Below are 416 nucleotides of genomic sequence, written 5' to 3'. Positions count from 1 at the left end.
CTTTCTCTCCTGCGGCCTGTAGTGTTGTCTTCCTGATCAAAATTTTCCAACACAACATTTCCAAACAGTTTCTTCATTTCGTTTATCGCGTTAAGGGATTTTGGTTCGATAGAAAGTAGTTCCTCCGGAGTCTTTGGGAACGAGTTATCTTTTGGATATATCGCAGTCGTTGAAGTATCCCCACGATCATGCGAAAGTTGCTTGTTGTCGACTGCCAGATCTTTCAGGGCTCGATCGATATCACCCAGATCCGCCTTTTCTGTCTTTGCATCTGCAGGTTCTGTGCTCGTACGTTTGGGGGCTGCCTTCTTTTTCTTCTTATTCTTCTTTTTGTTGGAATCGACGGGTTTGGAGGGAGCTGGAGCTGGAGCTGGCGTAGCTTCTGACGGCTGGGGAGTGGCATCATTGGTATCTTC

Annotated in this window: 1 protein-coding gene; it reads right to left on the bottom strand. The window is 46.9% G+C overall.

Annotated elements, in window-relative coordinates:
• On the bottom strand, positions 1-416 hold a 416-nt coding region (locus JS756_RS36240), incomplete at both ends, for a hypothetical protein (protein WP_205387511.1).

The sequence above is a fragment of the Streptomyces actuosus genome, from assembly GCF_016921115.1.
Classification (GTDB): Bacteria; Actinomycetota; Actinomycetes; order Streptomycetales; family Streptomycetaceae; genus Streptomyces; species Streptomyces actuosus_A.
The sequence above is the reverse complement of the archived record's forward strand: the minus strand, read 5'-3'. Positions and strand labels throughout refer to the sequence as shown.